This window comes from Filobacillus milosensis (assembly GCF_004402015.1).
In the GTDB taxonomy this organism is placed as follows: Bacteria; Bacillota; Bacilli; order Bacillales; family Alkalibacillaceae; genus Filobacillus; species Filobacillus milosensis.
The window spans coordinates 1-24,611 of record NZ_SOPW01000011.1 but is presented as its reverse complement, the minus strand read 5'-3'; the positions used below and the strand labels follow the sequence as shown (position 1 = coordinate 24,611).

The window sequence follows — 24,611 nt, the reverse complement described above, 5'->3', positions numbered from 1 at the left end:
GTCTACCTGAAATTCTTGTCTCTCTATAGGAGCTTTTTATCAATCTATAAGGTACCCATCTAATAGAAATGCATTTAGAGATTCGTGTTTTTGTTAATAAACCTGTACCTCAATTAATATGATTAACTATAGACATGCATTGAAGAGGTGGAACTATGAGGAGAAGAGGAAATGCCAAAGGGATATTAATTTTAGGCGGGGCTTTAGCAGTTATTATTCTATTAATCATCAGTTTGTTTAATGGTCGAAAGTCCCCTGAAGAGCAAGCAGCTGAGGCTGTCCATCAATTTTACACCTATGAGCAAGACGGTACTTTTTCTGAATCATGGGAGATGTTCCACCCATTAATGCAGCAAAAGTTTGATAAAGGGTACTATATCCAAGATCGAGCACATGTATTTATGAACCATTTTGGTGTGACCACTTATTCATATACATTAAGTGAGCCTACCAAAGTTACGAATTGGGCGATGGAAGACGGTGCCGAACCACTTGAGCAAGCAATTAAATTTGCAATCTATAAAACTTATAAAGGTAAATATGGTAATTTTACTATCGTTCAGGATGTGTATGCTACCGAACTACAAGGTAAGTGGCGAATTCTTTGGGACTATAATAAATGAGCTTAAGGAATACCCTAAGCTCATCTAATTAAAATTTTATTTTTATCCCTGATGGGTCTTCTACTGTATAAAGACCACCACTTAATTCTATGTCTAACCGCTTTCTAATTTCTTTTCGTTCTTCTTTAGTCATTTGAATAGAATACCAATTCAACCCTATTTCATTGTTATGCTTCTTTTCTCCATTACGACTATTCCACACATTTAAACCAATATGGTGATGATAGTGGTTGTCAGCCATAAATAAAGCTTGGGGCCCATACTCAGCAACAATGTCAAAGCCCAACTTTTCGTAAAAAGGGCGGACTTCCTCTAAGTTATGAACTTGTAAGTGAATATGACCAATGACTGTATTTTCAGGGAACCCTTTCCACCCAGTTTCAGACCTTTCTTGTAAAAGTCCTTCAACATCTAATGGTACTGAATCCATCACCACATGATCATTCTTCCACTTCCATTCTTCGTGGGGGCGGTCTCGATAAATTTCTATACCATTTCCGTCCGGATCCTGTAAGTACAATGCTTCTGAAACGAGATGATCTGATGCACCTTGGATTGGTATTTGGTTTTTCCATAAGTAATAGACTACATTGGCTAAATCTGTTTTAGATGGTACAAGGAATGCTACATGGAATAATCCAGTTTTTGAACGGTCTAGTGGTACAACATTTTCAGGTTGCACTAGTTCTACTGCAGGGGTTTGATTATCAAAAGACAAAGTTGCTTTATGGTCTTCTTCATTTAATAATTTCATCCCTAACTTATTAATATAAAATTCTTTAGATCGTGTTATATCTGAAACGTTTAATGAGATTTGTTCAATATATTTTGTTGGCAGTTTATGATATGACATAAAATCACTCACTTTCTCAATTAATAATTCAATTTTAACATACTACATAATATTATGTAAGTTAATTACTTAAAGTAAGTGAAAATATATAAAACAGACCCAAGAGTAATCTCTTGAGCCTGTTTATCTTAAAATTAGTCTTGGCTAGTAACACCTAACTCGTATAGGTATACTCCAGAACCAACTGAGATATCGTAGTTAGCGATACGCTCGTTAACTGGGATTAGAACTGAACGGTAAAGAGTTGGGAATACAGGAATCTCTTCAACCATTAGTTTCTGCCAGTCACTGTAAACTTGCTGACGGTATTCAGTATCGAATGCTTCGTCAGAAAGACCCTTTTCTAGAAGTTCAGTGTTTTCTTCGCTCTCGTAACGAGGGAAGTTGAACATAGCTGTTGGACCATATAAACCACTAGGGTCTACATCATAACCAACACCCCATGCACCCATGTAAACATCTACTGCAGGGTCATCGTTACCACCGTTACCTACACGGTCATAGAAAGTGTTGAACTCAAGTAGACGACCATCTAATAGGCCAACGTTTAAGCCAACAGCTTGCCATTGTTGTAGGTAGTACTGTGCTAATGGTTCTGCAACGTCTCCACCAGACATAGCAGCGAAGTTAATTTCTAACGGTTCGCCATCTGGAGTTTCACGGAAACCATCGCCATCAGTATCTTTATATCCAGCGTCATCTAAGATTTGCTTAGCTTTTTCTGGATCATAAGTTGGTACTTCGATTGAATCATCATGATATGCTGGGTGAGATGGTGCAATTAGAGTTGTACCAGCCCAACGTAGGCCATTGTAGAACTTTTCACCAACTGCATTGTTATCTACCGCATACCACATAGCGCGACGTAGTTCAACGTCACCCATTTTCATTTCGTCTGGCTTATAGTTTACGCGACTTTCTTCTTTGTTCCAGTCACCTAATTTGAAACCAATGTAAGTATAAGCAAGATCAATATCACCTAACCACTCAATACCTTCCATGTTTGAGTTGTCTGGGAACTGATCAACCGGGAAGCTATCTACTAAGTCAACTTCTCCAGTTTCTAAAGCGTTAGCTACTGTAGATGAGCTGATTACTTTTAGAGTAACTTTGTCTAAGTTCGGCTCGCCTCTCCAGTAGTCTTCGTTCTTAACGTAAGTTACAGATTCACCTGGTGTAATGCTATCAACTTTGTACGGACCGAAACCAATTGGGTTTTGACGTACAGCGTCAGAAGAAGCCATATCAGCTACTGCCATATCACCAAAGATATGCTTAGCTAAAGGATAACCCCAGATACCACCAGTTAATAGTGATGGAGTTAAACGCTCATAGTTAAAAGTAATTGTTTTCTCGTCTTCTACAACGATACCTGAAATAGTATCAGCATTACCATCACGGTAGTCTTGCATACCTTCTAGTAATGTGAAACCTACTGTGCTACCACGAGGACCTTGATAATCCGGGTGTGAAATTACTTCATACGCGAATTTCCAGTCTTCAGCAGTTACAGGCTCACCATCATGCCAATTTACATTGTCACGAATAGTGAAAGTAATTGAACTTTCTTCTTCATTAACTTCATATTCAGCTGCACCATCACTAGTGATCGTGTAGTTCTCATCGTAAGTTAATAGAGACTCGTCAAACCATTGGATAACCATCGCATCTGGGTTACCAGAATAGAAGTTCCAGTTTAACGTACCTTCAAACGCAGTATCAGAAACTAAACCGTAAGTGATTTCTCCACCGTCGATTAGTTCTCCGTCATTTGAAGTTGAAGTACTGAAGTCCTCAATGCTGTAAAGACCGTCAGTGTCTTCTTCTTTCTTATCGTCACTGCTTTCACCATCATCTTCTGAACCATCATCTGATCCATCATCTGTAGTGTCTTCAGTGTTATCTTCTCCTCCATCATCTGGAGTGTCACTTCCTTCGTCGCTATTACAAGCGGCGATAAGAAGCATTGAAGCGAGCATTAAGACAAATAGAAACTTGCCTAATAATGATTTGCTCATAATTAATAACCTCCCCCTAATTTTTGTTCAGCCTTGTGACTGATAAGTTATTATATACTCAACACTGATTCATTCAGTGTAGGTACCAAAAGTATTATGCTCTTCTTTGACGAGCATCTGCTGCACGTTTAAGTGCTTCACCTACGTTACGTACAGATAGCATTAATAATAAAATTAATACTGCTGCTGGTAACCAGATCCACCAACGCTCTTCAAGCGTGATTGGATTAGTTGTATAACTTAATAATGTACCTAAACTCGGCGTATCTTTAGGGAACCCGAATCCTAAGAAAGATAGTCCGGACTCAATTCCAATATTGGCAGCTAAGTTTAGTGTCATTGTTACTACAATTAACGATGTAATATTAGGTAATACCTGTTTAAAAATAATTTTAGTATGTGATGACCCTAATGTTCTGGAAGCTTGTGCGTAATCTAACTCTTTCTCCTGCAAAGCTTTTGAACGTATGAGTCGAGCTATACCCATCCATAAGAATGCGGTCATGATTAATGAGAATGTCCAGATACTGTATTTCGGAACAATTGCTACGAATACAATAACTAACATAATGAATGGTAAAACCATAAAGAAATCAACTACACGCATTAATGCGTTATCAATATGACCTCCGAAGTAACCAGAGACAACTCCGAATACTACTCCGATAATACCTGATAATAAAGTTACTAGAAATCCAATAGCCAGGGAGTTTCTAGTTCCAATCATTAATTGTCCAAAAATATCACGTCCACCCTGGTCTGTACCTAATAGAAATTCATCGGAAGGTGGTTGATAAATGTTAAATGGATCTACTCTTGTTACTTCTGCTTTGTCTAATATTTCTGATGCGCCAAATACGACTACAGTTATTAAAACAAAGAATATTAGTGACACTAGAGCTAATTTATCTTTTAGAATTTCTCTCCAAAATATTCTAAAACCTGATGGACTTTTTTGTTCTTGTTTTTCCTCTTGTTGTTCTTTAACAGCTTTTTCAATATCACCCTGTGTTTGTTTTTGAGACACTTTGCTCACCCCCATTGATGTCTGCTATTTTATTTAATACGTATACGTGGATCGACAACACTTAAGATAATATCTGATAATAAAGCACCTAAAATAGCCAGGATACCAGATAATAGTACTAAAGCAGTTACAACTGAATAGTCTCGAAGCATGATTGATTCAATAAATAAATTCCCCATGCCTGGATAACTGAATATTTGTTCAATGAAAATACTTCCATTAATCAAGTTAATAATTTCATATCCGAAGAATGCTGCAATTGGTAGAATTGAGTTTCTAAAGATATGACGATTATACACTCGTCTTTCAGGTGCACCCTTTGCACGTGCTGTAATAATAAAGTCACGTTGTTTGGTATCAATAATTTCACTTCGTAAATATTGCACAGTACCAACTGTACCTATAAGAGCAATAGACAACGAAGGTAATAATAAGTGATGTAATTTACTTAGGATGTATTCGAATGTTCCTGGTTCTAATCCCGGCTCTACTGAACCACCAGTTGGGAACCAACCTAACATGAATCCGAAAATCCAAAGTGCAACTAAACCGAAAATGAAGACTGGCGTTGCAAATCCTAAATAAGTATAACCAGTAATTAATTGGTCAATTAAGCGGTCATTGTAACGACCACTAACAATACCTAAAGGTAGTCCAATTGCATAGATCATAATGGTTGATACTAGTGATAACCAAAATGTATTAATAACTCGCTGCCAGATTAATTCTGTCACCGGCATTTGGTATTTGAAAGATTGGCCAAAGTCACCTTGTACAACTCCGGCTAACCAATCTCTATATTGAATATACCACGGGTTGTTCAAACCTAGTTTTTCTCTCATTTCAGCGATACGTTCCTGGCTTAGAGTTGGATCGATTAAACCTGTTAACGCATCACCTGGCATCATTTTAGCTAAGATAAACACTATAGCACTTAATAGAATAATTTGAGGTGTTGTTATTAATAAACGTCTAACTGTAAATTTCCACATTTTTAAATCAACCTCTCTCTGGTAACGCTACTCGATGTGTATCGGTAATTGGTTTTAATTGATATGCCAAGCCATCTTCGTCGAAATAGTCGTTGTATGAGTTCGTAAACTCATCTTTAACTTGTTCACGGAACTTAAAGTTGTCTTGACGTCTTTTCGGATCAATATCCGGAATAGCGGCTACTAGACGTTTTGTATAAATATGTTGAGGGTCGTTAAAAATCTCTTCCTTTGTCCCTTCTTCAACATAACGTCCGTTATACATAATTCCTATTCGGTCACACATATGTTTAACAACACCTAAATCGTGGGAAATAAATAAGTAAGTTAAATTTAATTCTTCCTGCAATTCTTGCATAAAGTTTAATACCTGTGCTTGTACTGAAACGTCCAATGCCGACACAGGCTCATCCATAATAATCAGCTTTGGTTTCAAAGCAATTGCGCGTGCAACACCGATACGTTGGCGTTGACCACCTGAGAATTCGTGTGGATATTTTAAGATACTTTCAGGAGAAAGTCCTACTTGTGATAAAAGTTCTTGCACACGTCTCTTCTCCTCTTGCTTCGAGAGTTTTTCATAATTTCGTATAGGTTCAGCAATGATATCAAAAACACGTTTACGAGGATTCAAACTTGAATAAGGGTCTTGGAATATCATTTGAATATCACGGCGGATATTTACTTTACTACCCTTGTTTAATAGTTCATTCTCAAAGTAAATTTCACCATCAGTAATATTATTTAAGCCCATTACAGCTTTACCAGTTGTCGTTTTTCCAGAACCTGACTCACCAACTAGTCCATAAGTTTCACCTTGTCTAATTTCAAAGTTTACTCCATCAACGGCTCTAATGGCATCAATTTTTCTATTTAAAATTCCACCTCTAATTGGGAAGTGAACTTTAAGATCATTAACTTTTAGCAACGTCATGGTTCTGATCCTCCTTGCTCTCGTCTGGGAAGTAGAAATGCTTATAGCACGTACATCGAACAAAATGACCTGGACTTATCTCATGTAAAGTCGGTTGTTCTTCGTGTGCATCTTCTTCAATCCAAGGAATACGTGCACTAAATCGACAACCTTCACGCGGCAAATGCTTAAGCGACGGTACAATACCATGAATGACGTGAAGTTTATCTTGAGCATCGTCAAGTAGTGGAATTGAACTTAATAATGATCGCGTATATGGATGCTGTGGATTATTAAATAATGTATCTACATCTGCAATTTCCACTATTTCGCCTGCGTACATAACAGCAACGCGGTCTGCCATTTCAGCAACAACACCTAAGTCGTGAGTAATAAGTACTACTCCAGAGTTCAAGTCATCTTTTAACTCGCGCATTAAATCAAGGATTTGTGCTTGAATGGTAACGTCTAATGCCGTTGTAGGCTCGTCTGCAATAAGTAGTTCTGGCTGATTAGCGATAGCAATCGCGATGATCACACGCTGTCTCATACCACCAGACAACTCATGTGGAAATTGATTATAAACGTGTTTTGGTCTAGGTATTTCTACACGTTCTAATAGTTCGATTATGTACTTTTTACGTTGAGATTTTGGCATATTACTCTTATGCAAAATCAATACTTCATCAATTTGTCTACCGACTTCCATTAATGGGTTTAAGGCTGTTAATGGATCCTGGAAGATCATTGACAATTCATTACCGCGGAACTTGTTCATTTCTTTAGTCGGTAAGTTGGCAATGTTCTTACCTTTAAAGAAAATGTCCCCTTCAATCTTTGCACGGTTGTGTAGTCCCATAACTGAGAATGCTAACGCACTTTTACCTGAGCCAGATTCCCCAACGATGGCTAGGACTTCATTCTCATTTACGTTTAGGGATACATCGTCAACCGCTGCGTAATACTTTTCCCCTATTCTGAAGGACGTCTTCAGATTTTTAATCTCTAATAATGGATTACTCAACTCGATCACCCTATTGTTATATTTTCTCGATGACCTTCTCAAAGGGTTAAAATAGAATTAATTTTCTAATAATTTAAAATTAAAAAAATTAAAACTCCATTATATTTTATTTACAAAACCCGTATGTAAGTCTTTTCGAGAATCCCCTAATTTTTTCAGATAAGTTTAACATCTTTTATTTTAAGAAACTAATCATCAAAATGCAACATGTTTTTTAAATTTTTCTAAAAATAGCAATATAAAAAAATGGAAATTTAACAATTTTATAATAAAATTGAAAACCTCCTGACAACATGTATCAGGAGGTTAAATTACTTATGCTGGCTGATCAATCTTGGCTGGTTCACCGAATATTGATCGTTCAAGCACCTCGGCAACATCTTGTGTTGTAACATCTTCCTCTACTTCTTTCGCTTTTGTACCATCTGTTAACATGGTTAAGCAATATGGACAAGCACTTGAGATCGTATTTGGAGTCACTTCCAATGCTTGCTCTGTACGTGCAACGTTGACGCGGTTACCTGTTTTTTCCTCAGACCACATCATACCGCCACCAGCACCACAGCACATTCCGTTTTCTTTGTTTCGCTCAATTTCAACGTACTGAACACCAGGTATAGATTCCAGAATTGTACGTGGTGGGTTATATACATCATTGTAGCGCCCTAAATAACAAGAATCATGGTAAGTAATCTTCTCATTGATTGCTTGTTCAGGTTTTAATCGACCTTCTTCCAATAGTTCAGCTAACAATTCTGTATGGTGATACACTTCACCTTCAAATCCGAAATCAGGGTATTCATTTTTGAAAATATTATAAGCGTGTGGATCGATCGTTACGATTTTTGTCACTTCATTTTTCTCAAACTCTTTAATATTCTTCTCTGCTAACTCTTGGAACAAGAACTCATTACCTAATCGACGGGCTGTATCACCAGAGTTACGCTCTTTATTACCTAAAATAGCGAATTTAACGCCTGCTTTATTCATTAAACGCGCGAAGGCTAAAGCAATCTTTTGGCTTCGGTTATCATAAGACCCCATTGAAGAAACCCAGAATAAGTATTCGAACTCTTCGCCTTCCTTCTTCATTTCTTTCACAGTTGGAATGCGTAGCGTCTCGTCAACTTCCCTCCAGTTTTCACGGTCTTTCTTAGAAAGTCCCCATGGATTACCTTGACGCTCAATGTTCATCATGGCACGTTGAGCTTCAGGATCCATTTTACCTTCAGTCATCACTAAATAACGACGTAAATCTATAATTGTATCAACATGTTGGTTCATAACCGGACATGCGTCTTCACAGTTACGGCAAGTTGTACATGCCCAAAGTTCTTCTTCGGTAACAACATCACCGATCAAATCTTTTTCCATTACTTGCTGAGCAAGCGAGCCATTCGGGTCTGCAGCGACCTGGTTCCCTTGTGTACCTGCAAAAGCATATGATGGCACCCAAGCAGATTTTCCAGTAACTGCTGCCCCTTTTTCTGTTAAGTGATCACGTAATTTAACAATGATGTCCATTGGAGACAGCATCTTACCTGAACCCGATGCCGGACAGACATTTGTACAGCGCCCGCACTCAACACAAGCATATAAATCTAATAGCTGAAGTTGGTCTAAATCTTCAACTTTTCCAACCCCAAACGTTGGTTCTTCATCAGATTCTTCCATTTCATCAATATCAAAATCAATTTTCTTAAGCTTACCGTGCTTTTTGTCTTTCGTTAAAAAGACGTTAGCAGGCCCGGCAATTAAGTGTGCGTGTTTGGATTGTGGTACGTAAATCAAGAAACTTAATAACGCAAATAAGTGAATCCACCACATGACATAGAAGACCGTTGCAGCTGCAGTGGTACCCATCCACCCAAATAGCAGGGCAAACATGGATGCGACTGGTTCGGTCCAAGTTAATTCATGACCATGCCAAACAATTCCTGCACCATTTCCCATTAATACTGATAACATCAATGTACCAATAAAAATGAGTACAAGCCCAGCTTTAAATCCACGTTTTAAACGAACTAGCTTTTCAATATAACGACGGTAAAACGCCCATACGACTGCGACTAAAATCGTTAGTGTTACTAGCTCCTGAAAAAATGTGAAACCAGGATATAAGAAACCTAACGGTAAGTGCGAATCAGGTGCTAGACCTTTCCATATGAAATCAATTGCACCAAATTGTACGAGTAAGAACCCGTAAAACATCATGACGTGTATAGCGCCTGATTTTTTATCTTTTAATAATTTTTTCTGACCAAATACAAAGGTGATTATATCTCTCACGCGTTGTTTCATGTCTTGGTCGAAATCAACTTTTTTCCCCATCTTGATGTAAGCAATACGCGTGCGAACAATCTGTACAAACAGGAAAATAGCGTAAGCGGTTACACCAATAAAGGCAATCCAGTTAATTAGTAATAATGTGTCCATTCTTTTCCCCCCGTAACCGTAGTCTATAAATATCATATATCATGAAAAGTTTAAATTCCATGAAAATTCTTTTTGTTATCTTTTATTATACAATGAGTGAGCATTCAGTCAATGTTAAATATCGACATTTTCCATCGTATAAGGACTTATAAATTATTACATACTACTTGAGAAAGGGGAGCTATCTGTGTGGGTCTTCGCTGTCATCATTTTATTGTTGGTAATATTTTTATTAGTTCAATCAAAACCTGAAGAGATGTCGCCAAAGACTTATCCGGCTCGTACAGCTCAAATTGATTTTTTCAATAACGGTAAACATTTGTACAAAACTTATTTCAAAGATATCCAAAATGCCAAACACTACGTATGTGTTTCTTTTTTTATTGTAAAAGACGATGAATTCAGTCATAAATTCTTTAATCTTTTGGCGCGCACTAGCGAGCGTGGCGTAAACGTTTATTTACTTATTGACCGGCTAGGCTCATTTTCTGTTAAACATAAAGATATTCGTTTACTAGAACAAGCAGGTGTTCATTTTACTTATAGTAAAAAACTCGATTGGAGAAGGCTTTTTTATTCAATCAACCATCGTAATCATCGCAAAATTTCTATTATTGACGGGAAGGCCGGTTACATTGGTGGGTACAATATAGGGGATGAATACATTAATGACCATTCCAAATTTTCGTTATGGCGTGACTATCACTTAAGGGTTAGTGGGGAAATCATACAGGATCTTTTAGATTTATTTTGTCATGATTGGGAAAAAAATACTGAAGATGTGCTGAACCTCCCTATTAAAAATAGTGAACCTGGAGATGTATCATGTCACTTGATCCCTTCATCTAATAATTCACTCGAACATACGTTTATTGATCTAATTGATAAAGCTAAAACGCATATCTCGATCGGATCACCATACTTCATTCCAAGCGAAAAAATCATGCAGCTAATTGAGCAAAAATTAAAAGAAAATGTTAAAGTGTCGATCCTTTATCCACACAAATCAGACCATCCACTCGTTAAAGAAGCCTCGCTACCGTACTTAATACGAATGCATGAAGCTGGTGCTGAGGTGAAATTATTTACTAACGGATTTTACCATGCGAAGGCGTTGTTTATTGACCAGAAAGTGTGTGATATCGGGACAGCTAACTTTGATAGACGAAGTTTATATATTAACGAAGAGGTCAATCTTATTATTCTTGATGAAAAGGTAACCCGGCACATATACAGTTTCTTTGAAGAAGATATGAAAGATTCGATGCCGTTTTATGATGATTGGATTAAGCAACCTAATACTTATCGGTTATGGCTTAGTAAATTTTTCGCCAGATTGTTTCACCGACTCTTATAATGTCGTTTAAAATTAAATGGCATTATTTTTTTGCCAAAAAGAGGTTGCGTTTGAGCTTAAAAACGAATATTATAATAACTGTTGTCATAAATGTTCGTTTTTAAGGGGTGGAGAAATTGGATTTTCAACTTAAAGAAAGACAAACGACGATTAAAACTGAAATTATTGCTGGTATCACGACTTTTCTAACGATGGTTTACATCGCTTTTGTTAATCCATCAATATTAGGAGACGCCGGCGTTCCATTTGAACAAGTTTACATCGCGACAATTATCGCAACAGTCGTAGGTACATTGTGGATGGCTTTATTTGCGAATTACCCAATTGCGGTTGCTCCAGGCATGGGCCTAAATGCGTACTTTGCTTATTCAGTGGTTGCAAATAATCCAGATATTAATTACAGTATTGCTTTCGCAGCAGTATTTGTTTCAGGTTTACTTTTTATTCTATTATCTGTTACACCATTACGACGAATATTAATTGAGGCAATTCCGGAAAATCTCAAATACGGTATTACTGCCGGAATCGGCTTATTCATCTCATTTATTGGTTTTCGTTTAACTGGAATTATTGCTGATGATCCTGTGAACTTAGTGAAGTTAGGAGATTTAAGCAGCCCTTCAGCAATGCTTGCTATCGCCGGGTTAGCTATAACTATTGTATTGATGGCCCTCAAAGTAAAAGGCGCTATTTTTTACGGAATCGTATTAACTGGTGCTATTGCTTTCTTTACAGGTGAGCTTAAGTTTGACCAAGGCGTTATGTCGGTCCCTTCATTTGAACACGGCTTGGCTGTGTTTAACCCTATAACTGCTATAGGTGATGTCATTCAATACAGCTTATATACAGTAGTCTTTTCCTTTTTATTAGTTACTTTATTTGATACGACCGGCACAATGGTTGGTGTTGCTCAACAAGCGGGTTTAATGAAAGGCAAAAAATTTCCTCGAGTCAAGCAAGCACTTTTAGCCGACTCTGTCGGTACTACGGTCGGCGCTATGTTCGGGACAAGCCCAACAAGTGCTTATATTGAATCATCTTCAGGTGTTGCTGCGGGTGGTCGTACGGGGATTACAACATTAGTCGTTGCTATTTTATTCATCCTGGTGTTATTCTTCTCGCCTTTAGTTGAAGCTGTCGCTAGTTTATCAGCTATTACAGCACCTGCACTCATTATTGTAGGTAGCTTTATGATGGCGAATATCGCTAAAATCGATTGGAATCAACTAGATGAGGCATTCCCAGCTTTCTTAATCATACTAATCATGCCTTTAACGTCTAGTATCGCAACTGGTATCGCGTTTGGATTCATTGCATACCCTGTGATGAAACTGGCTATGGGTAAAGCCAAACAAGTTCACTGGTTACTTTATATTTTCGCAGTGTTGTTTATTTATCAGTTGGTGTTTTTACCGCATTAAAAAGTCCGGAAGTATGGGCGGAAAGTCCAGAAAAAGGTGATTTTTAAGACTTTTCGACACGATTCGACCCTGGTTAGACGAAAAAAAGGTCCGGAAAAGATCTTAATATCATATAAAAAATCCTCATTTACGCGATTTGTAAATGAGGATTTTCTATATGTTTAATGCTTCTTCATTTCATCAATAAATGTCCACGCTTCTTTAAAATCTTCATCTGTGTAATTCTGCTTACTTTTAACAGTTAAAACCTTTTGTTCAACTTCTTCTTTGGAAAAGTTATCGAAGAAGAGCATCGTTGAGACCAGCTCTAAAAACTTTGAACTTTGATCGTTCATTTTATAAATTAAACCCGACATATTTGGCGTGTTTATGTTAGAGTCATCTAAAAAGCTTGTCCCATTATCCGTTAACGTATAACGATACTGATAATACCCTTTTTCCTTCTCTTTTTCTTCCACTAAAAATCCTAAATTACATAGTTCCTCTATGCGAGTTGATAGTTCCTCTGAATAAGGTCCGTAAAAATGAAAGGAATATCGCTCTGAAAAATCAAAGCCTGATTTTTTCAATATATACACCATTTTTTGTAGACGTTTTCGCCCAACAACTTCCTGCGCCTGTTCGAAAAACGCCATCAGTTTTGCGTGATCTTCTAACATTTGCTCAGCCCCTATCCCTTTAATATTTCTTTAATCCGTTGTTTGATGTCACTGTCTTCGGGTAGTTGATCCACTAAATCCTCTGCAAAATATAGCTTATGGTCGGTACGTTTTTTACCTGAAATAGCTTCAACAATATCCGATTGGCGAGAGAGCTCTTTTAATTCTCCGTTCGGCATTTGTAGTAAGATCGGCAGTCGCTCCTCATCTTCCCCTTGGCGATAAAAATCATAAGGCAAATCAGATGATGAATCGACTTCCAAATAATAGGCAGGGTCAATGCCCGATTTAATAAAACAATCTTTTAAATCCATCAATTCTCGGTACTGGTGACCAGGGTTAAATTCAATATATTTATATAAATCCCGATCGACAAAACGACGACATAAGTCTGCTAGAATCGCATCGTCTTCTTCTTGCCAAATATGAAAATAGTAAAACGCCACATTTTCATCCAGTTTCAAATAATCCTCTAATGAAACTTCTTTTTCAAAGAAACTAATAAAATGAGTTGGCGCTAACTTAAATTTAAAGTCAGAATGGTATAATTCCTTAGCGCGATGCAAAATCTTCGTTAAGATCACTTCAGCACTTCTGGTTACTGGATGAAAATAGACCTGCCAGTACATTTGATAACGGCTCATAATGTAATCTTCTACCGCATGCATACCACTCTCTTTAATCACAGCTTGGTCTTCCATTGGTCGCATCACACGAAGAATCCGTTCCATATCAAAATGTCCATAGCTCACACCTGTAAAAAAAGCGTCTCGTTGTAAGTAATCCATGCGATCCGCATCAATCTGACTGGAAATCAAACTCACCACAAGTTTGTTTGGATATGTTTTATGTATCACATCCGCTACATCCTGAGGAAAGTTCTGATCGACTTTAGATAACACTTCATTTACTTTAGTATCACCGAGAATAACTTCACGCGTAAAGTCTTCATGATCTAAGTCGAAAACTTTCTCAAATGAATGAGAAAATGGACCATGTCCCAAATCATGCAAAAGCGCTGCGCACAAACATAGCAATCGTTCTTCATGACTCCAATTCGGCTGACCTTTGAAGTTTTCAACAATACGTCTAATAATTTCATAAACTCCTAATGAATGACTAAAGCGACTATGCTCCGCCCCATGGAAGGTTAAATAAGTTGTTCCTAACTGTTTAATCCGCCTTAAACGTTGAAATTCCGGAGTTCCTATCAAATCCCAGATAACGCGGTCGCGAACGTGTATGTACCGATGAACTGGATCTTTAAATACTTTTTCTTCGCTTAATTGTTCATTGCGATATGACATTTTTTCCGACCTTTCTAAATATATATCATTCATTATAACGATTTTTGTTTTGAATTACATCCTCTTAATTAATAATTTTTGTATTAAGTTTTTTCGTAAATGTGGAAAAATTAAGCCCCCGTGCCGTTTCCAGCCAGGAGCTAATTTTTTTAATTTTCTGCTTTTGCATATTTAACATTTTGGATTCCATCAATTAATAAAACAAAGAATGCGATCCAGTGGAGAACCATTCCTAGGAATGGAATAAACGCCAAAATGGATACGGCTATTCCTGTAATTGCACCCCACTTAGCATGGCCAAAATAAATAGATAGTATTAAAATAGCGATATAAAATAATAGCATGAACAGTAGTGCGCCCCATCCACTAGAAAGAATAAAGACTCCACCTACAAATGGAATCCCTAAGAAAAACTCAATGCCTGATGCTATTAGCTTCAAAATACCTGTTAACATTTAATCCACATCCCTTTCTTCCAATTAATTCTATTATAATATTTTTATGGCATTTTCGCCATTTATACACGAATACTTTCTTACTAGCTCAAAATCGATTAAACTACTATATGTAAACTTTGATATAAGGACCGATTATAATGAAGCATTCTTTATTGGATTTTAAATATATTAGAAAAATAGATCATAGTAACGCGACCAAAGCTAAAATTATTGAATCATTCGCTACTGATGACGCTTTATGTTTAACTGCCAGCCATGAAAAGGAAACCGCGATCCGTTACTGGGTACACGAGCCTACAGTTGTATTGGGAATTCCCGATAGCCGTTTGCCTTATTTAGATGAAGGTATTCGTTTCTTAGAAGAACAGGGGTACGAGGTCATCGTCCGTAACTCTGGTGGACTGGCTGTCGTTCTAGATGAGGGAGTATTAAACATCTCTCTTGTTTTTCCTGATGCCAAAGACTTTGATATTCATGATGGCTACGACGCGATGGTTGATTTTATTCAATGGTTATTTGAAGAAGAAAATTTACCTATTAAAGCTTATGAAATCGAACAATCTTACTGTCCTGGCAGCTATGATTTAAGCATTGAGGGTAAAAAATTTGCCGGCATATCACAACGTCGTGTCAAAAATGGATCAGCCGTTCAAATATATTTAGACGTTGAAGGCAAAGGTGAAGAACGCGCCCAATTACTTAAAACGTTTTATGACTATGCTTTAAAAGGTGAACCAACTAAGTTCAAATATCCTTCGATTGACCCAAGTGTCATGTCATCGCTTGAACAATTATTTAAAAAACCATTAAACGTTCAGCAGGTTATTGATCGAATCGAGAAAAAGTTATCAAAACGTGGCGTTAATATTGATAACCGAGAGTTATCTGCTCAAGAACAAGACTGGTTTCAAAACCGACTTGAGTTAATGCAGGAACGAAATAAGAGAGTTTATAAAGATTAAAAGAAGATGAGACATAAGTTTTTATTGGTATAAAACCCGTACTCTGATTAAAGCTTAATCATCATAGTACGGGTTTACTTTATCGCTCCGTCAAAATACTTCGCTTTCCGCAGGCACGGCTTCAACTTCCTAAAACTCACATCCGTTCGTTTTAGGTGATTTTCAGCTCGTGCTGTTCCTGCGAAGCACCGGACGTTCAAGTGTCGGCGTTGGGCATAGGACGTGCCCGCTTTTAGCCGACCAGGAGTCTACGTATTTTGACTACGCTAAGCGAAGCTTCGATAATAACATTCGCCTTTCACACCTGTCACTTACTTTTTGTCCCAGCCTCTTTTATTTATACCAACTCACGATTCCAATGGCGGTGTTCTGCGATAGCGGCAACGAATTCTTTAACAAATGATTTCTTGTCTTCATTCGTCACAACACCAACGCCATCATGAAGGAAGTATAGTGAATCTTGCTTGAACTTTTTGTCCATCGATGGGCTGCCCACGATGTAAAGCGCATCAAATAAAACAGAGTCACTTGTTAGAAGTGAATGGTCTGCTTCTACTTCACCATTTTCACCCTTAACTGTTCTAGCTGTTCATCTTTACGGTTCTTATCGCTCAACCTAATACCTCCTTGGAATTTATAATGTGTTGATATCTTCCCGTCTTGCCCTCTCCATAAACAACCTCTCAACAAAATAATACTTTTTTCTTAATAAACGTTATAATTCTAATTCCGTATAAAAAAGAACAACATTTTCCGGAGGTTTTCTTTGGCTTTCCGGAGGTTTTCAAGACGTTTAAGGGAACGAATTCTGTCGAATCAACTTAAAAACATCTTCTTTCCGGAGCTTTAAATAGGTTTTTCGGAAATTTCAATCTAAAAACAAGGGTTTAAATACCACAAACTAATAAAAAGGCACATTTTTATACTTTTTCTTTTTGAAGATTCGTAACAAAACATTCACCACTTATCTTTTAACGATTTGTAAGCCATATGATATAGTTGTAATTGGAAAAGGAATAGAACACAAGGAGTGAATCCAATGCCCGAAGCAGTAGAAACATTTGATGGTTGGTATTGTTTACATGATTTTCGCCAAATTGATTGGACAGCTTGGAAATTAGCTTCTCAGGAAGAACGCAACCAGGCGTTAAATGAATTCAATGCACTTCTTTCAAGCTGGGAAGACATTGAAGCGAATAGAAATGGAAGTGTTGGTTTATACCAAATCATCGGTCAAAAAGCGGACCTTTTAATCATGAACCTTCGTCCAACGATGGATGAATTAACAGATTTAGAAACTGAATTTAATAAAACTAAGTTAGCGGAATTTTTAATTCCTGCTTATTCGTATGTTTCAGTTGTTGAGTTATCAGCTTATATGGCAAAAGGTAAGGACCCTAATACAGACCCAGAATTCCAGGCTCGATTAAAGCCGGTATTACCTAAATGGGATCATATTTGTTTTTACCCAATGGATCGTAAAAAAGATGCCGTTAACAACTGGTATATGGAAGAAAAAGATGAACGCGGCCGCCTGATGTACGAGCATGGTATGACAGGCCGTAAATATGCAGGTAAGGTTCGCCAAATCATTACTGGAAGTATCGGGTTTGACGATTGGGAATGGGGCGTGACATTATACGCTCACGAAATGCTTCAATTCAAGAAGCTCATTTACGAAATGCGGTTTGATGAAGTGAGCGCACGTTTTGCGGAGTTCGGAGAGTTCTACGTAGGTCATCGCAAAACAAAAGAAGATTTAGAAAAAATTATGGCTGTTTAGCCTTAACTATGAACTGAGTCACTTAGGTGGCTCAGTTTTTTTGTGTTCATAAATAAAAACTTTGGTCAATCCTCCAAATCTCCCCCCCTCCTCACATTAATCATTTTTTAGTCAAATGTACTAAAAAGTACAAGCCTATTAATCAACTTTTACCCAAATACACATATAAATGAACTAGTGATTGTTATGAACTACAAGAATGCTTGCAAATGGCTTGCCTAGAAAGAGGTGGTATTAATTGGCGGTTATTGCTTATAACGAAGCCCAACTCCGTGAACTGGCAAGGCTTATGAGAGCAGAAGCTGAAGGTGATGGGAAGCTCGGAATGATGTTAGTTGGAAACGTTGGTGTCAACCGGGTTTTAGTCGAATGTCTAGACTTCTCTGGGATTGATACTCTTTCAGATATGATTTATCAATCACCAGGTGGATTTGAAGCTACAACACAGTCTTACTTCTATCAACGAGCTCGTCCTAAAGATATACGGTTAGCACGACGGGCGGTAAATGGTCAAAGGTGGGAGCCTGCCACCAATTCATTATGGTTCTATCGACCAGAAGCAGAATGTCGCCCTCAATGGTTTGGGCAATGGAATGTTGGGCGCTTTAAATCTCACTGTTTCTATGCTCCGACACCTTCAGAGTGTCCAGAAGCATTTTAATTAATAGATTAACTATAGGAGGTTGATGATCGTTGGATTCATCAAAAGGTAAACAGCAAGGCGGAAAAATGCCAGATAAAAAATCTTTCAACAACCCCAGTAACATGAAAGGTCCTTCTGGTAAATGGCCAGGCGGGCAAAACAAATGGTCTGGAAGTGGAGGTAAAAAAATGTCTTTACCCGGTAAAGGTTCAGGTGGTAAGTTTGGCGGAGGCCAAGGTTATCCAGGTATGGGTGGCAGCTCACAAGGCGGGCCTATGCAAGGGATGATGCCAGGAATGATGCAAGGTGGCGGTTCTGGAATGGGTGGCCAACAAGGCGGAATGATGCCAGGGATGGTTCAAGGCATGCAAGGGGGCATGATGCCAGGAATGCAGCAAGGCGGCCAAGGTATGATGGGTGGTCAACAAGGGGGGCCAATGCAGGGCATGATGCCTAACATGGGACCAATGCAACAAGGCCAAGGCCCTTATCAAGGCGGTATGCAAGGTGGTCAAGGTCAAGTGCAAGGGCAGCAGGTTCAAATTCCTATTGGTGGAGGCGGACCAATTGGTCGTGAACAATCTTACATCGAAAATATACTGAGGTTAAATACAGGTAAGCCAGTAAAGGTTTATATGACTTTTGAAGGCCAAAAACAACAAATTTTTGAAGGAATTCTGCGAGAAGCTGGTAAGGATCACATCGTCGTCTCTGATCCTGAAAGCGGGAATTGGTATTTGCTACTTATGATTTACCTCGATTATGTTGTGTTCGATGAAGAAATAAATTATCAATATCCGTTTGGATAAATAATAAAAAAGCTTTGACCCATCATTAGGTCAAAGCTTTTTTATTTTACATTTTTTCAGGTGCATTAACACCAACTAGAGCTAATGCATCTTTGATTACTGTTCTTACAGCTTTCATTAGAGCCACTCGTGCTTGAGTTAATTCTTTATTATCTAAGTCAATAACTTTTTCAGCATTATAAAAACTGTGCAGGTCAGAAGCTAAATCAAACACATATTGCGGAATGCGGTGAGGTGTACGTTTGTCCGCCGCGTCTGCAACAACTTGTGGGTAGTCACCTAAGCGTTTGAGTAAGTCCACCTCTTTTTCCGATTGAAGTAAAGAAGTGTCAGCTTTAGCATTAAGGTCGATACCTTTTTCTTCAGCCTGGCGTAGCATGCTGCAAATACGTGCATGTGCGTATTGAACATAATAAACAGGATTTTCATTAGATTGTGATTTGGCTAAATCCATATCAAAGTCTAGATGAGCATCATTCGAACGCATAATGAAGAAATAACGTGTGGCATCAAGACCAACCTCTTGAATTAATTCCTTCATCGTGACCGCCTTACCCGTACGTTTACTCATTTTGACCTTTTCACCATTTTCAAACAGGTTGACCATTTGAGCAATTTTTACATCTAGTGTGCCCTTAGGATGACCTAACGCTTGAATTGCAGCCTGCATACGAGGAATATAACCATGGTGGTCAGCTCCCCATATGTTAATTAACTCATCGAAACCACGTTCAATCTTATTTTCATGGTAAGCAATATCAGGCGTTAAATAAGTGTATGAGCCGTCTTGCTTAACAAGTACACGGTCTTTATCATCGCCGAATTTAGTTGATTGGAACCAGGTCGCACCATCAGCTTCATAAACAAAGCCTTTATCTCGAAGCTTCTCCACCGTTTTTTCAACTAAACCTTTTTCATATAAAGAGGTTTCTGAGAACCAAGAATCAAATGTCACGCGATAGTTTTCAAGATCTGTTTCAATACGTTCGAGTAAATGCTTAAGACCATATGAGCGGAATTCTTGCAGGCGTTCTTCTTCCTCTAAATCTGCAAAACGTTTTCCATGTTCATCAACAAGCGCTTGCGCTAAATCAATAATATCTTGACCATGGTAGCCATCTTCTGGCATATCTAAGTCTTTGCCAAGGGCTTGAAAGTATCGGGCATTAATTGAAAGAGCTAAGTTATCAATTTGGTTACCGGCATCATTGATGTAATATTCACGCTCAATATCATAACCTGCTTTTTCCATTACGTTACCTAAAGCGTCACCAAATGCCGCACCACGAGCGTGACCTAAGTGAAGCGTACCAGTTGGGTTTGCTGAGACAAACTCAATTTGAATACGTTTGCCACCACTGGCGTTTGTTTTTCCGTACGCTTCTTGTTGCTCTAGGATCGTATCTACAACACTTGTTAGATTCGATTGATCTAAGAAGAAGTTAATAAAGCCTGGACCTGCTATCTCAACTTTATTCACAGAAGCTTTTTCAGCATTCAGTTTTTCTACTAATTCTTCAGCAATTTGGCGTGGAGCTTTTTTTGCAATACGTGCTAGCTGCATTGCCATATTTGTCGCATAATCACCATGGGCCTTATCTTTTGGTGTTTCTAATATAACCTCTGGCATTTCTTCTGTTGAAGCTAATCCCGCTTCTATTACGGCTTGTTCTATCTCCTGCTTTAGCGTTTGTTCTATCTGTCCTACGATACTCATTAAGCTTCCTCCTCCTCTTGAAACTGTAGTTCAAATACGTGACGACGTGGTTCTTGATCATTCAACATCACGTCGTAATTTATATAAAGTTTTCCTGATTTGTTACCTATACCTTTAATAAATTGCATTCGGTGTGTGGTTGTTTCCATCCGAAATTTACCATAAGGGTGTGTATAAACGCATTCTGTACTATGTCCAATACGGAAAACCTGGTGCATTTGTAATTGACCTTCACGTTTAATCGATATACGGTCTTCTTGGATTACAATTGTTGTATACACTTCACCTAAGTCTTCCATTTGTTCATCATATTTTATCATATGAATGTGACCTTTATGAATATAAGAGCCATGCTCTGTACGTGTAATGTTCTCATTACCATTCGTATCTTCTATTTCCGTATCTATTTTTATATGAACAGGAATTTGTTCTTTAGACAAAGCGATCTTCCTTTCTATCTTAACCAAATATATAAAAGAACCCTATATATTTTGACATAAAATAACCTTTTTGTTTAGTTTAAAAGTTTATTATACACCAATTTACCTACTGAAACGACCTCTATATTTTAAAAGTAAACAACGTTTAAATTCTTGGCAATATTTACATACTAAATAGAAAGTATGTCTGATTGTAAAGATGTCCAATTAAACATCAAAGTAGGAGAGATAATCATGATAAAAAAGTTTTTTAATACCTTTTTATTTGCGATCGCATTCGCCATATCAACAGGTTTAGTCATTTTAGTATACTCAGTCATGCAGGGGCCTCCTGAATACAGTTTAGACGAAAACACTGTTATATATGGGCAAAATGGGGAAGTCGTTTCAGTTGAAAGAGGTGTCCAAAACCGGTTTTGGGTTGAATTAGATGATATCTCTCCTCATCTTATTGACGCTTTTATTTCAGCTGAAGATGCACATTTTTACGATCACTTCGGTTTTGATCTTAAACGAATAGCTGGTGCAGTGTATCATAATATTCTGGCTTTCGATAAAGTTCAAGGTGCAAGTACGATTACACAACAATATGCCAGGAATATTTATCTGACACACCAAAAATCCTGGGAGCGAAAAATCCATGAAGCATTAATCGCTCTTAGGCTCGAAATTTTCCAGGATAAAGAAGAGATTCTTGAGGGTTACTTAAACACTATTTATTTTGGACACGGACAATACGGTGTACAAGCAGCAAGTCGGTTTTATTTTGATAAGGATGCTGATGAACTTGCTTTAGAAGAAGCCGCATTACTCACTGCAATCCCAAAAGGACCATCTGTTTATTCGCCTTTAATTTCGTATGAGAATGCCATCAATAGACAAGAGTGGATTCTAGAGCGTATGAATGAAACGAATAAAATTAGTGAAGCTGCGATGAACCAGGCAAAACGTGTTGATCTAAGGATAGCTGTTACCGCTTCAGAACAGCAGCCTGAAGTCGGCCAATATTTTACCGATTTTGCTATGAATCAAGCTGCGGACATTTTGGGTATCGACCGGCAAAAATTAGATGGAAAAGGCTATCAAGTTCACACAACCCTAAACCATCAAGCACAGGAAAAGCTTGAACAGACTGTCCAAGAACAAATGCCAAGTGATTCCGAGTTACAGATTGGTGCTGTGACCATTGAACCACGTACAGGAAAAATAGTTGCCTTACAAGGAGGAAGAAGTTTTGATGAATCACCATTTAACAGGGTTACTCAAGCCGAACGCATGACAGGCTCAACATTTAAACCTTTTTTATATTACGCGGCACTTGTTTATGGTTTTACACCGTCAACCACTTTAGATAGTCGCCCTACGACCTTTTCTCTTGAGAACGGTGAAATATACTCACCATCTAATTACAGTGATACTTACGCTAACCGTCCAGTTACATTAGCTCAAGCTGTAGCTGTGTCCGATAATATTTATGCTATTAAAACAAATCAATATATAGGCCCAGAAAATTTAGTTCAAGCTGCCGATGCTTTTGGTCTGGATGCCGAATTGCCCCCTGTCTTATCACTAGCTTTAGGTACGGCATCCGTTTCAGTGTTAGAAATGGCTGAGGCATATAGTGTGCTTGCCAATCAAGGTTGGTCAGTCAACCCTTACGTTATCGAAAAAATCGTTGACCGTGATGGTAATATTGTTTACCAACATCAAGCTGAGACGCCGCAACGTCGACTTGAGGAAAACCATGCGTTTGTCCTTACTCATTTGCTAACGGGAATGTTTGACTCTCGAATGAATGATTATATGTATGTCACTGGCGCGTCAATCGCTCAACGATTAACGCATCAATACGCAGGGAAATCGGGTACGACACCGAACGATAGTTGGATGATTGGATTCTCTCCACATTATACTACTGCGATTTGGACAGGCTTTGACGATAATAGGGAAATTGAACGCATTCAAGAGAATCGTGCAGCAAAAGAAATTTGGGCAACTTACATGGAACGTTTACATGAAAATATTCCATTACAAACCTTCCAAGTGCCCACTGGAGTCATTGGACTTCAAGTCGACCCCTTTTCTGGTAAATTAGAAGGGCCTGCTTGCGAAGAGAAAACACGATTAACTTATTATATTAAAGGTACTGAACCAAAAGAGGTCTGTGGAAAATGATTATAAATATAAATGGGGCTGACCTATATTGGCCAGCCCCATTTATTTGTCCTAATAAACATGCGATATAAAACCCATGTTTGATTTCATTTTACAAAGTATTTGTCTAACTTACAATCTAAACATTAAATGTTCACAATGTATTCAAAAATTATGCGAAAGATTGTTTTAATTCACCAGTTGAATTGTTCCAATATTCCTCGTTAAATTCTTTTAAAAATTCACCGAGCAATTTCTTAGAATGATCATCCATTTGATCCACAATTATTTTACCTTTAAGTGATTTATCCATACGGTTAACGTGCTCAGCTAGAATTTTAAAGCCACGACGCGCTTCACGGTCAACCTCTAAAAAGCTTGCAGCAACTCCATGATAATACGGACCTTGTTCATGGCGTTCAACGGTTACCCATACAATCCAATAAGGCTTACCATTTGGAACTTCTTCTTTATCAGTGACGAACTTAATTCGTTTTTCCACTTCACTACGCGCATGCATCGCACCCATATCGACCCAAACTTTATCTTCATTGGGATCCACGATTAAAGGTGACATGTTTTCTAAACTAAATGAGCCACCGCCACTATAACCTGGGTGACCATCTATTGGGTCGTCCTTCATAATGGTAAATTGATTACTTTTTTTGTTTTCTTTATCATCAAACGAATTCATCGCAAAACCTCCTGTTACATACTCTATGTCTATTTTGCCACAAAGCGGTCAAAATTCTCAAATGGCATGATTAATATGACTTAATGTTCATAAGTAAAAGTTATTTCAATGATACTATCCGCTATTTTTGGGGTCCTATCCGCAAGTCTGAAGGTTCTATCCGCTAGTTTCAAACTTCTATCCGCTATATCGATCGGTCTATTGAGGGTTAGTATAAAAAGTGGACACACCAACTGGCGAAATGTTTACAATGGAAATAACATTTTTAAAGGACGTGTTTACAATGGGTAAAAAGCAAAATAATTATCCCAAAGAGCTAAG

At 37.9% G+C, this 24,611-nt stretch carries 22 protein-coding genes; 8 read left to right on the top strand and 14 right to left on the bottom strand.

What is annotated here, in order from left to right; all coding sequences use genetic code 11:
• Positions 1 to 155: 155 nt before the first annotated feature.
• A complete protein-coding gene (locus E3U55_RS10875; protein WP_134340463.1) occupies positions 156 to 623 on the top strand; it encodes a hypothetical protein in 468 nt (155 codons plus the stop codon).
• A 28-nt stretch (positions 624 to 651) separates the two neighbouring features.
• On the opposite strand, the gene E3U55_RS10870 is transcribed toward E3U55_RS10875, so the two are convergent.
• The 7 genes from E3U55_RS10870 to E3U55_RS10840 form a co-directional block, all read right to left on the bottom strand.
• On the bottom strand, positions 652 to 1,476 hold the full coding sequence (locus tag E3U55_RS10870) for a VOC family protein (RefSeq protein ID WP_134340462.1): 825 nt from the start codon (positions 1,474 to 1,476) through the stop codon (positions 652 to 654).
• A 134-nt stretch (positions 1,477 to 1,610) separates the two neighbouring features.
• A complete protein-coding gene (gene opp4A / locus E3U55_RS10865) occupies positions 1,611 to 3,494 on the bottom strand; it encodes an oligopeptide ABC transporter substrate-binding protein (protein ID WP_134340461.1) in 1,884 nt (627 codons plus the stop codon).
• 94 nt (positions 3,495 to 3,588) lie between these two features.
• Positions 3,589 to 4,521, bottom strand: a complete 933-nt coding sequence (locus E3U55_RS10860) for an ABC transporter permease (protein ID WP_323740413.1) — start codon at positions 4,519 to 4,521, stop codon at positions 3,589 to 3,591.
• Positions 4,522 to 4,550: 29 nt separating this feature from the next.
• Positions 4,551 to 5,513, bottom strand: a complete 963-nt coding sequence (gene opp4B / locus E3U55_RS10855) for an oligopeptide ABC transporter permease (RefSeq protein WP_134340459.1) — start codon at positions 5,511 to 5,513, stop codon at positions 4,551 to 4,553.
• A 7-nt stretch (positions 5,514 to 5,520) separates the two neighbouring features.
• On the bottom strand, positions 5,521 to 6,447 hold the full coding sequence (locus tag E3U55_RS10850; protein ID WP_134340458.1) for an ABC transporter ATP-binding protein: 927 nt from the start codon (positions 6,445 to 6,447) through the stop codon (positions 5,521 to 5,523).
• Positions 6,428 to 7,450: an ABC transporter ATP-binding protein gene (locus E3U55_RS10845; RefSeq protein ID WP_134340457.1), complete on the bottom strand. Its 1,023-nt coding sequence runs from the start codon at positions 7,448 to 7,450 to the stop codon at positions 6,428 to 6,430. Before E3U55_RS10845 ends, E3U55_RS10850 begins: the two co-directional genes overlap by 20 nt.
• 315 nt (positions 7,451 to 7,765) lie before the next feature.
• Positions 7,766 to 9,886, bottom strand: a complete 2,121-nt coding sequence (locus tag E3U55_RS10840) for a (Fe-S)-binding protein (RefSeq protein WP_134340456.1) — start codon at positions 9,884 to 9,886, stop codon at positions 7,766 to 7,768.
• 187 nt (positions 9,887 to 10,073) lie between these two features.
• Between E3U55_RS10840 and E3U55_RS10835 the strand changes: the two genes are divergently transcribed.
• A complete protein-coding gene (locus E3U55_RS10835) occupies positions 10,074 to 11,243 on the top strand; it encodes a phospholipase D-like domain-containing protein (protein WP_134340455.1) in 1,170 nt (389 codons plus the stop codon).
• Between the two features lie 116 nt (positions 11,244 to 11,359).
• Positions 11,360 to 12,664 (top strand): NCS2 family permease, encoded by a 1,305-nt coding sequence (locus E3U55_RS10830; RefSeq protein WP_228547542.1) that lies wholly within the window; start codon positions 11,360 to 11,362, stop codon positions 12,662 to 12,664.
• Positions 12,665 to 12,825: 161 nt separating this feature from the next.
• Here E3U55_RS10830 and E3U55_RS10825 read toward each other — a convergent pair whose 3' ends face one another.
• From E3U55_RS10825 to E3U55_RS10815, 3 genes are all read right to left on the bottom strand, one after another.
• Positions 12,826 to 13,323, bottom strand: coding sequence for a YwgA family protein (locus tag E3U55_RS10825; RefSeq protein WP_134340454.1), 498 nt, complete (start codon positions 13,321 to 13,323; stop codon positions 12,826 to 12,828).
• A gap of 11 nt (positions 13,324 to 13,334) precedes the next feature.
• Positions 13,335 to 14,630, bottom strand: a complete 1,296-nt coding sequence (locus E3U55_RS10820; RefSeq protein ID WP_134340453.1) for an HD domain-containing protein — start codon at positions 14,628 to 14,630, stop codon at positions 13,335 to 13,337.
• Between the two features lie 149 nt (positions 14,631 to 14,779).
• The gene (locus tag E3U55_RS10815; RefSeq protein ID WP_134340452.1) at positions 14,780 to 15,085 is read right to left on the bottom strand and encodes a hypothetical protein; all 306 of its coding nucleotides are present in this window, start codon (positions 15,083 to 15,085) and stop codon (positions 14,780 to 14,782) included.
• 140 nt (positions 15,086 to 15,225) lie between these two features.
• Here E3U55_RS10815 and E3U55_RS10810 point away from each other — a divergent pair, with 140 nt between their 5' ends.
• Positions 15,226 to 16,050, top strand: coding sequence for a lipoate--protein ligase family protein (locus tag E3U55_RS10810; protein ID WP_134340451.1), 825 nt, complete (start codon positions 15,226 to 15,228; stop codon positions 16,048 to 16,050).
• A gap of 337 nt (positions 16,051 to 16,387) precedes the next feature.
• On the opposite strand, the gene E3U55_RS17375 is transcribed toward E3U55_RS10810, so the two are convergent.
• Entirely contained in the window at positions 16,388 to 16,531 is a 144-nt protein-coding gene (locus E3U55_RS17375; protein ID WP_153801936.1) for a hypothetical protein, read from the bottom strand.
• 558 nt (positions 16,532 to 17,089) lie between these two features.
• Here E3U55_RS17375 and hemQ point away from each other — a divergent pair.
• The 3 genes from hemQ (at position 17,090) to gerQ (ending at position 19,285) form a co-directional block, all read left to right on the top strand.
• Positions 17,090 to 17,833, top strand: a complete 744-nt coding sequence (hemQ, locus tag E3U55_RS10805; protein WP_134340450.1) for a hydrogen peroxide-dependent heme synthase — start codon at positions 17,090 to 17,092, stop codon at positions 17,831 to 17,833.
• Between the two features lie 238 nt (positions 17,834 to 18,071).
• The gene (locus E3U55_RS10800; RefSeq protein WP_134340449.1) at positions 18,072 to 18,494 is read left to right on the top strand and encodes a cell wall hydrolase; all 423 of its coding nucleotides are present in this window, start codon (positions 18,072 to 18,074) and stop codon (positions 18,492 to 18,494) included.
• A gap of 32 nt (positions 18,495 to 18,526) precedes the next feature.
• The gene (gerQ, locus tag E3U55_RS17980) at positions 18,527 to 19,285 is read left to right on the top strand and encodes a spore coat protein GerQ (protein ID WP_407644115.1); all 759 of its coding nucleotides are present in this window, start codon (positions 18,527 to 18,529) and stop codon (positions 19,283 to 19,285) included.
• A gap of 46 nt (positions 19,286 to 19,331) precedes the next feature.
• Here gerQ and argS read toward each other — a convergent pair whose 3' ends face one another.
• Together argS and E3U55_RS10785 are read right to left on the bottom strand one after the other, a co-directional pair.
• Positions 19,332 to 21,002, bottom strand: coding sequence for an arginine--tRNA ligase (gene argS, locus E3U55_RS10790; RefSeq protein WP_134340448.1), 1,671 nt, complete (start codon positions 21,000 to 21,002; stop codon positions 19,332 to 19,334).
• On the bottom strand, positions 21,002 to 21,442 hold the full coding sequence (locus E3U55_RS10785; RefSeq protein ID WP_194840889.1) for a DUF1934 domain-containing protein: 441 nt from the start codon (positions 21,440 to 21,442) through the stop codon (positions 21,002 to 21,004). Before E3U55_RS10785 ends, argS begins: the two co-directional genes overlap by 1 nt.
• Before the next feature lie 234 nt (positions 21,443 to 21,676).
• On the opposite strand from E3U55_RS10785, the gene E3U55_RS10780 reads away from it, so the two are divergent.
• Positions 21,677 to 23,617 carry a transglycosylase domain-containing protein gene (locus E3U55_RS10780; RefSeq protein ID WP_194840888.1) on the top strand — a complete coding sequence of 647 codons (1,941 nt, stop codon included), beginning with the start codon at positions 21,677 to 21,679 and terminating at the stop codon, positions 23,615 to 23,617.
• Between the two features lie 151 nt (positions 23,618 to 23,768).
• On the opposite strand, the gene E3U55_RS10775 is transcribed toward E3U55_RS10780, so the two are convergent.
• Entirely contained in the window at positions 23,769 to 24,290 is a 522-nt protein-coding gene (locus E3U55_RS10775) for a YwhD family protein (protein WP_134340445.1), read from the bottom strand.
• Between the last annotated feature and the right edge of the window lie 321 nt (positions 24,291 to 24,611).